Here is an 8,735-nt window from a genome sequence, read left to right as displayed (position 1 = left end):
GGGCTCCATCACGTTTCCGGCCAGCAGCAGCACCACGTTGACAAACATCAGAAATGTCACCACGCCCAGATCCTTGCCGAGGATCCAGTCGGCCATGGCCTGGGGGATATTCTCGTGTGACATGAGGAATGAGAACAGCACTGCGTTGGTGATGATGTAGAGCAGCATGGCGCTCATGTTCGCCGAGTTCAGCAGCACGCGCGGCACATCTTTGAGGCTCATGTCCTTATAGACGAACACCGCAATGATGAAGGCATAGACCGCGCTCATGGCCGCGGCCTCGGTCGGCGTGAAGAGCCCGGCATAGATGCCGCCCATCACGATGACGATCAGCAACAGGCCCCAGAGTGAATCCTTAAAGGTCCGCAGGCGCACGGCGAGGCTGGCCTTGGGCATACGCGGATAGTTGAATTTGCGTGCCCGCCACCAGGTGACGCCGCCCAGCACGAAGGCCAGTGCGATGCCGGGGATGACACCGGCCATGAACATGGCACCGACCGAGGTATTGGTCGCCACTGAGTACATCACCATCACGATGGACGGCGGGATCAGGATGCCCAGCGCCCCCGACGTGGTGACGATGCCGGCCCCGAACTTATTTGGAAACCCGGCCTTGACCATCGCCGGCAAGAGGATGGAGCCGATGGCCACCACCGTCGCCGGGCTGGAGCCCGAGACCGCGGCGAAGAGTGCGCAGGCCGCCACACCGGCCAGACCGAGCCCACCGTACCAGTGCCCGACCATGGCCGAGGCGAATGCGATCATGCGCCGTGCCACCCCGCCGTGGGTGAGAAAGTTGCCCGCCAGGATGAAGAACGGGATCGCCATGATCTCGAATTTCTCGATGCCGGTGAAGAGCTTGAGCGCCACCGCTTCGAGCGGCACCTGGGTCATGGTGAAGAGAAAGGTCAGTACCGTGAGGCCAAGCGCGATGGAGATCGGCATCCCGGTCAGCATGAGGGCCAGCAACAGCCCGAAGATGATGAGGGCGCTCATGATTGGCCCTCCTTGCGGTCGGCAGCATTCGGCGCATCGGAATCGCCCAGCGAGTCATGCGTGAGGTCGCGATAATGCAGGTTATCATCCATGTCGTAGATGTTGATATCGACTGGCATCGGCTCTTCCGTGAGGCCATCGACATGACCGTGGTCGTGCTGCGGCAGTGCTCCGGTCTGGAAAAAGGCGTAGGCCACCTGCAGGAAGCGGAAACACATCAGGCTCGAACCCAGAGGAATCGCGAGATAGACGATCCATGTCGGCCACTCCAGGTCGGGTGTCGTCGGACCCTCCGGTAGATCGCCGGTAGCGAGACCAAAGAGACTCATCAAGCCATAGTGCGCGCCGTTTTCCCAGACGAAACGCGTGCCCAGCGTGGCCACGATGCCGGTAAAGAGTGCACCCGCCAGCAGGCCAAACAGGATCACCTTGGCCCGTTTGTCGTCCGCCAGCCGGTTGACCATCACATCGACGCCGACATGGATACCGGTGCGCACCCCGTAGGCAGCGCCGAACTTGGCCATCCAGACGAACATGATGATGCACAACTCCTGCGTCCAACCGAAGTTGAGCGACAAGAGCCAGTCCTGCACGACGGGTATGCTATATCCGCTGGCGTAGCGGTGGAGCACCGAGACGAACACGATGAGCGTCGCGCCGCCCATGAGCAGAACAATGAGCCATTCTTCGAGACGATTGAGTATTTTCATTGTTTAAACCGCGTCCGGAGAGACATTCATGGTTGTGAGTGACCCAGGCGTCATGCCCCCAGCGAAACTCGGCGTAACGCGGTTTAAGAAATGAAAACGATTAACGATATAAACCGCGTCACGATGAGGCCTAGTGGGGCCGGCGAGGTTGAGTCAATGCACAGACCCCGCCTGGCACACCGAGCGCGGTTTATAAGGAGTCCGGCTTGAAACCGGTCGCCTGGTAGATGGACTGGATCAGTTCCTTACCGACCCGCGACTCCATGGTCTTGTGCACCGGCACCAGTTGCTTCTTGAAGACCAGCCGCTCCTCATCCGTCGGCACATAGACGGTCGTCTTGCCACTGTCGCGGATACCTGCCAAGCCCTTGTCGTTCTCTTCCTGGGCGATCCGGTTCGCGAGCTCAGTCGCATCCTTCATGGCCTGCTCGAGCTGGCCACGCACATCCGCCGGCAGACCATCCCAGAACTTCTTATTCGCGATGACCGCATAGCCCAGATAGCCATGCTGGGTCATGGTCATATTGGATTGCACCTCGTACATCTTTTGGGTGTACATATTGGATGGCGGGTTCTCAGTCCCATCTACCACGCCGGTGTCGAGCGCCTGATAGACCTCGGAGAAGGCCATGACCTGGGGCAACGCACCGAGCGCGCGCATCTGCTCCTCCAGCACCTTGGAGGACTGGATACGGAATTTCTTGCCTTTCATGTCCGCCGGGGCCTTGATCGGGAACCTGGCCGAGAACGACTTGAACCCGTTGTCCCAGAAGGCTAGTCCGACGATACCCTTGGGCTCGAGCTTCTTCAGAATCGCCGCGCCGATCGGGCCCTGGGTCACCGTATGCAGGGCCTTATAGTCACCGAAGATGTAGGGCAGATCGAAGGCCTCGAAGTCCTTGACGCCCAGCGGCCCGAACTTGGCCAGCGACGGTGCCAGCATCTGCACCGCACCGATCTGGAGCGCCTCCAGTTCCTCTTTGTCCTTGTACAGGGCACTGTTGTGGTAGACCTCCACCTTCACCTTGTCGCCGGTGAGTTCGGCGGCGCGCTTGGCAAAGAAATCGGCTGCCTTGCCCTTGGGCGTATCGGCCGCCACCACATGGCTGAATTTGATGACGATCGGCGGCTCCGCGGCAGTCGCGGGCGTCAGTGCGCCGAGAGACAGGGCCAGGCCCACCAGCAGGGCAGGAATTTTCATGCTTCGCTCCTCGTCGGTGTGTATTGTCGTTCGCGTTGTTCGATTCAACGCCGGGCGGCGGAGAATTCGCCGAAAGATACACGTGTGCCGGGCGGCCTTCAAGGCAATAGCACGCAGCCTTGGGCATAATTTCGGCCACGCGGCATCGTAGGGTGGACAAGCGCAGCGCAGTCCACCAGCAGCGGAGCGGGATTCGGGGGTGGACTGCGCTTCAGCCAGTCCGTAGGTTGGAGTGACGAAGGAACTCCAAACTACCACGCTGACGGCCCCGCTTCCCGCGCGCGACCGTCGCCGCCGCCCTGTATACTTCGGCCACGGACTCTGGAGTCACACCCGTTGCCCAAGAAGCGCCAACGCCCTGGGAGCCCGGGAAATATCGATGAGCGTCATTACCTGGACCTGCGGCGCGGTATCCTGCTCCAGCGAGTCGTTCGCCGCGACGCACAGGGGCAAGTAAGCCGCTACAGCCTGGCCTACATCGATCCGACCCTCTGTGCAGCAGACAATGGCCGAGTCCTGGGGTACGACAATCATCATGGGTATCACCATCGCCATTACATGGGCGAGGTACAAGCGATAGAGTTCGAGAGCTATGAGCAGATCGAAAGCCGCTTTGAGTCAGAGTTCCGTGCACTCTATGACGGCCGCCGCGAGCGCGGACGCTGACCGACATACGGGCCCAGGGCCGCTGGACCAACCCCGGGATTTTTCCACCACAACAGCGGGCATCGGCACAGGAACGGTAGACGCGTTCTTCAAGCGCGGCCAAGTGATCGCTGCGACCCTGGACGCCGGACAACCGGTCGCAAGCGGCGTCCGGCTGACCTTCGAGCATCCTGAAGACTTGGCCCGGTTCCTCACGCCCCGACGGCTGGCATTCTTTCGCGCGGTCCGCGAACGCCCGGGTACGATCGGTGACCTCTCCATCCGCCTGACCCGCTCGCGCGAGTCGCTGACGAAGGATCTGCGTCTCCTCGAGTCGGCCGGTTTGGTCACGGTGACCCGGACTGCGAACCCCAGTCAGGGACCGATGGACCTCATCGAGCCAGTCAGCCGCGGTGAAATACTGCTGGAGGCACGATTCTGATCGGCAGCAGCCGACGCCGAACCGGATCCGGCCGCGCTATCCTGGCCGCTATCGGGGGGCATCATCCAGAAGCATGACTTTACCCGGCTCATGGGCCAGTCCGTTGGTATGACGAAGCAAGCCAAGCCCCCAAGGGCAATGCCTGTTGGGGTTCCTTCGTCACCCCAAGCTACCGAGCTACCGCACGGGGAACAGATCCCGTAGCGTGGAACGCCGAAGGCGGTTCCGCCATCGCCGCGCCAGGCAGTGGCGGATCGCCCTACGACCCTCCGTCACCCCAACCTAGAGCGCTAATATGCACAAACGCAGCATGATCCGTAGGTCATGGGGGTGGCATACGAATTACCAGATGCAGAGCAACTCCCGGTTTCGGAGGTCACCTGGCATGAGCTGGAAGAGGTAACGTGCGAGATGGTTCTGCTTGAGCAACTGCAGTCTCCAGAGTGGTAGTTGCCATTGGCGCCGTAAGAGTTGACACATACAGCAGAGCTTTTTGCAGGCGGCCCCACCAGACCTTGCGGCCCAGTTGGCCCCACCGACCCTTGGGGGCCGGTCGCCCCGGTAGCCCCCTGTGCTGCCAAGAGGGTCCAAGGCGTCGTCGCCGCCGGACTGGGCTGGGTGCCATTGGCGGCTATCGCGACGACCGCCTGATAAGATGACCCCTGAAAATAGACCACATCATTGACTCTATACGCATTGGCCGTGCTCCAAGTCCCCCGCCAGGTCAATCCCGCCGGGCCGGTCGCGCCGACCGCGCCAGACGCCCCCTGAGGCCCGGCCGCACCGGTATCGCCCTTCGGACCTTGCGGACCTTGCGGGCCGATCGCCCCCGTCGCACCGGTGGCGCCGGCCGGCCCCGTCGCACCGGTAGCGCCGGTATCACCCTTCGTACCCTGCGGCCCCGTCGCCCCCACCGCGACGTTCGGGGCACACTTGGTCAATTGGCCACTACCCCCGGCGCCATTGAAGCAGGTAATGTCCGTGCCAATCGCGCCAGTGTGCGGCAGACCTGGAACATAAACCTCCCCAGTCGCATTGACGCGGAAGCCTTCGGTGACACCGGCCTCGTCAGTGACGACCACTCCACCACCGCCTGGCGGAACTAACTGAATATCGGCTGCCTGCACCAATAACGCCGAAAAGCAAATGCCTAGCAAGCCGGTGGCGAGTGGTATGCGCATGTCCATAGTCCCGATGACTTGAGAATTAAGGTACGTGTCGGTTCCCGGGCGTCAGGATACGTCTAAGATGCGGCATAGCGCCCCAAAAAGGCCCATGATGGAACGCTTGGCGACGCCGGTTGGTGATCATCAACGCTATCGGCAACAGCGTCGCCCTGATACAATTCATGATAGTGGAACCGGTGCAACGCATCATGGTTCGCTACTTCAGAGTCGCCCGCCATCCCGCCCGGCCGGGGAGTACCAGATTCATATCGATAAAGACACCGGTAACGGCCTGTGACGTGGTGACACCGCTTAATGTACACATAGTGCCGGTCTGGCCCATGCAGTTTCCGCCCCATTTGGCAAAAACGTAACTCTTATTGGCCGCGGCGGTGCAGATACTGGTTTCGCCGTGCTTGACGGGATTAGGTGAACAAGACACCGTGCCGCCACCCGCAGGGTCGGCTACCGCGGTAATGGCGTAAACGTCCTGCTGTACGTCGATGCGCACGCTGGGATTGAGGACTGCGTAGGAATTTTCAATCGTCGCGCCCGGTGCGAGAATAATCGTCGCAGGCTCGCCAGTGAGCGTCGCCAGGCCAATGGAATGGCCTGCCGTGCCTTGGAGGGATAGCTTACCGGTTATTGTAATAGTGGCACCAGACTGCAGGTAGAAGGTCTTACCCTGGATGCTGGTGAAAGCCAGGTTGTGGAAGGTAGCACTGCCCAGCAACGCTGATAATGGCCTGTTGCAGTCGTCGCCGAAGACGACGGTGCCGGAGCCCGCTCGAAAAGTACCCCGATTTTCCCAATCACCCCCAACGACAATGGTGCTACTTCCCGCCTGCACTATGCCGCCGACAGGGATCTGAACGGAGGCGACTTGCTCGATCAGAGTCGTCCCGGTCATCAGCGTTCCTTCGACCCGGAGATTGCCGCAAGCGAGGATCATCGATCGTCCCGGAACGGACAAAGCGCCCAACGCAGGGATCACCAGGTGCGCGCTTGCCCCATTAAGCCAGGCACCCAACAGGACGCCAATGCCTACCCTAACCAGAGGAGAAAGGCTAAGACCCACTCCATCCACGTTACGTTCTCCAGCGAACGCCAGACACCGTTGGCCTCGCCCTTATCCCAACCACGTCGTAGAGTATCCGCGGTCCTCCGGGACGCCGTGGACGTCTGGCCCGCGCTGGTCGTAGGCGACCAAAAGTTCTGTAATTGAGCGGTTCGCTGTGTAAATCGAGTGGAAGGACCCAGCGGCGCGACTGGGATATAGTTTATTTTTGGCAGTATATCAAGGCGTGCGTCAGGAAAATTTCGGTCAAGTGTTTCCCTGCGGGCGCCGCATTACTGTGTGACGAACTGGCATGCTGCTGGAATAAATACTCCTTTATCAAAAGCTTATCGCTTAGCGTCGGCCATGGGAATCGCGTCCAAGGCGCCGTATTCGCGATCATCGCCGCCGGCGCGTAGGGCAAACAAGACCAGTCCGCGCAACCACTCACCGCGGCACGCAGTCAGACGCTCTCGAATATCCGTGAGAACGACCAAGGGCTTGAGATCGGGGAATGGCTGCGAAAGCACGGCAACTTCCCGTCGGAGTCCAAGCCGTGAGCCTCAACTGGGGAAGTCAAGGCTGACGCCTTGGGCTCCTGAAGGGGGAGCGCTTCAGCCGGGCTCAGGCCGCGGCGCGCTTGGGCGTGCTCGCAGCCTCTTCCAAACTGGCCTCGAAGGCGTCGTTGACGCGATCACGCAGTTCCTTGCCGGGCTTGAAGTGGGGAACGTGCTTCCCGGCCAGGGCGACCGAGTCACCGGTCTTGGGGTTACGGCCCATCCGCGGCGGACGAAAGTGCAGCGAGAAGCTGCCGAAACCGCGGATCTCGATGCGCTCGCCGGTGGCCAGGGCGGAGCTCATGCGGTCGATGACCTTGCGCACGGCCTCCTCTACGTCCTTGTATGGCAGGTGATCCTGCTCGGCGGCCAGCACATCGATCAGCTCGGATTTGGTCATGATGTCGATTCCTCTGAAGGGAAAGGGGGACCAGAGTGGCATCAGGACATGGCAGGGGGGGCCGAGCGGCCCCCCCTGGCGATGCCTAAAGGGGTCCGACGCGCATCAGTCGCGCCCGGCCTCTTCCATCTGCTCTCTCAGGAGGTCGCCCAGGGTCGTTGCACCGCCGGAGATGTCACGGGCATAGCCCTTGATCGCCTGCTGCTCCTCTTCCTGATCCTTGGCCTTGATGGAGAGCGAAATGGTGCGGTTCTTGCGGTCCACGCCCATAAACTTGGCCTCGATCTCGTCACCAAGCTTGAGCACAGCGCGGGCATCCTCGACCCGATCGCGCGAGATCTCGGAGGCACGCAGATAGCCCTCGACCCCATCGCCCAGGGAGATGGTGGCACCCTTGGCGTCGAGCTCGGTGATGGCACCGACCACGAAGCTGCCCTTCTCATGGATGGCCACGAAGCTGGAGAACGGATCGCGGTCGAGCTGCTTGACGCCCAACGAGATGCGCTCGCGCTCCGGGTCCACGGACAGGACCACGGTCTCCAGCTCGTCGCCCTTCTTGTAGCGGCGCAGGGCCTGCTCGCCGGGCTCGTCCCAGGAGATGTCCGACAGATGCACCAGACCGTCGATACCGCCGTCCAGACCGATGAAGATACCGAAGTCGGTGATCGACTTGATCTTGCCGGAGACGTGATCGCCCTTCTTGTGGGTGACGCCGAACTCGTCCCAGGGATTCATCGCGCACTGCTTGATGCCGAGCGAGATGCGGCGACGCTCCTCGTCGATGTCCAGCACCATGACCTCCACCTCGTCGCCCAGGTTGACGACCTTGCTGGGGTGGATGTTCTTGTTGGTCCAGTCCATCTCGGAGACGTGCACCAAGCCCTCGACGCCCTCCTCGATCTCCACAAAGCAGCCGTAGTCCGCAATGTTGGTGACCTTACCGAAGACGCGGGTGTGCTCGGGATAACGGCGCGAGATATTGACCCACGGGTCCTCGCCCATCTGTTTGAGGCCCAAGGAGACACGCTGACGATCGCGGTCGAATTTGAGGACCTTGACCTTGATCTCCTGACCGATCTCGACCACCTCGGCCGGGTGCTTGACGCGACGCCAGGCCATATCGGTGATGTGCAGCAGGCCGTCGATGCCGCCGAGGTCGACGAACGCGCCAAAGTCGGCGATGTTCTTGACCACGCCCTTGCGGCGCTGGCCGACCTGGATTTCCGCCATGACCTTGGCCTTCATCTGCTCGCGCTCTTCCTCGATCAGCTTGCGGCGGCTGACGACGATGTTGCGGCGCTCCTCGTCAATCTTGAGGATCTTGCAGGTGACTTCCTTGCCGATGTACTCGGCGATGTCGCCCGGACGGCGGATATTGACCTGCGAGGCAGGCAGGAACACCGGCACGCCGATGTCCACGAGCAGGCCGCCCTTGATCTTGCGCATGACGCGGCCGGTGACCACGTCGCCTTCCTTGTGGTCGGTGATGATCTTTTCCCAGCCGCGGATGCGGTCGGCCTTGCGCTTCGAGAGCACGATGACGCCGGCGTCGTCCTCCACG

The 8,735-nt window shown here is 61.5% G+C and carries 9 protein-coding genes; 2 read left to right on the top strand and 7 right to left on the bottom strand.

What is annotated here, in order from left to right:
• The 3 genes from QZY44_RS10550 to QZY44_RS10540 form a co-directional block, all read right to left on the bottom strand.
• Positions 1-996: TRAP transporter large permease subunit (locus tag QZY44_RS10550; RefSeq protein WP_295445926.1), on the bottom strand; the 996-nt coding region annotated here is incomplete at its 3' end.
• Positions 993-1,706: a TRAP transporter small permease gene (locus QZY44_RS10545; RefSeq protein ID WP_295445924.1), complete on the bottom strand. Its 714-nt coding sequence runs from the start codon at positions 1,704-1,706 to the stop codon at positions 993-995. The genes QZY44_RS10545 and QZY44_RS10550, both read right to left, overlap by 4 nt.
• Before the next feature lie 190 nt (positions 1,707-1,896).
• Positions 1,897-2,907, bottom strand: coding sequence for a TRAP transporter substrate-binding protein (locus QZY44_RS10540; protein WP_295445921.1), 1,011 nt, complete (start codon positions 2,905-2,907; stop codon positions 1,897-1,899).
• Positions 2,908-3,243: 336 nt separating this feature from the next.
• Here QZY44_RS10540 and QZY44_RS10535 point away from each other — a divergent pair, with 336 nt between their 5' ends.
• Both QZY44_RS10535 and QZY44_RS10530 read left to right on the top strand, forming a co-directional pair.
• On the top strand, positions 3,244-3,573 hold the full coding sequence (locus tag QZY44_RS10535; protein WP_295445919.1) for a DUF6516 family protein: 330 nt from the start codon (positions 3,244-3,246) through the stop codon (positions 3,571-3,573).
• 103 nt (positions 3,574-3,676) lie between these two features.
• On the top strand, positions 3,677-3,994 hold the full coding sequence (locus QZY44_RS10530) for a helix-turn-helix domain-containing protein (RefSeq protein WP_295445917.1): 318 nt from the start codon (positions 3,677-3,679) through the stop codon (positions 3,992-3,994).
• 1,383 nt (positions 3,995-5,377) lie between these two features.
• On the opposite strand, the gene QZY44_RS10525 is transcribed toward QZY44_RS10530, so the two are convergent.
• From QZY44_RS10525 to rpsA, 4 genes are all read right to left on the bottom strand, one after another.
• Entirely contained in the window at positions 5,378-6,070 is a 693-nt protein-coding gene (locus QZY44_RS10525) for a hypothetical protein (protein WP_295445915.1), read from the bottom strand.
• A 494-nt stretch (positions 6,071-6,564) separates the two neighbouring features.
• Positions 6,565-6,747, bottom strand: a complete 183-nt coding sequence (locus QZY44_RS10520; protein WP_295445913.1) for a hypothetical protein — start codon at positions 6,745-6,747, stop codon at positions 6,565-6,567.
• Between the two features lie 94 nt (positions 6,748-6,841).
• The gene (ihfB, locus tag QZY44_RS10515; RefSeq protein WP_295445911.1) at positions 6,842-7,174 is read right to left on the bottom strand and encodes an integration host factor subunit beta; all 333 of its coding nucleotides are present in this window, start codon (positions 7,172-7,174) and stop codon (positions 6,842-6,844) included.
• A gap of 105 nt (positions 7,175-7,279) precedes the next feature.
• Positions 7,280-8,735: 30S ribosomal protein S1 (gene rpsA / locus QZY44_RS10510; RefSeq protein ID WP_295445909.1), on the bottom strand; the 1,456-nt coding region annotated here is incomplete at its 5' end.

Origin of the sequence: uncultured Thiodictyon sp., assembly GCA_903837595.1 — a bacterium.
Classification (GTDB): Bacteria; Pseudomonadota; Gammaproteobacteria; order Chromatiales; family Chromatiaceae; genus Thiodictyon.
The sequence above is the reverse complement of the archived record's forward strand: the minus strand, read 5'-3'. Positions and strand labels throughout refer to the sequence as shown.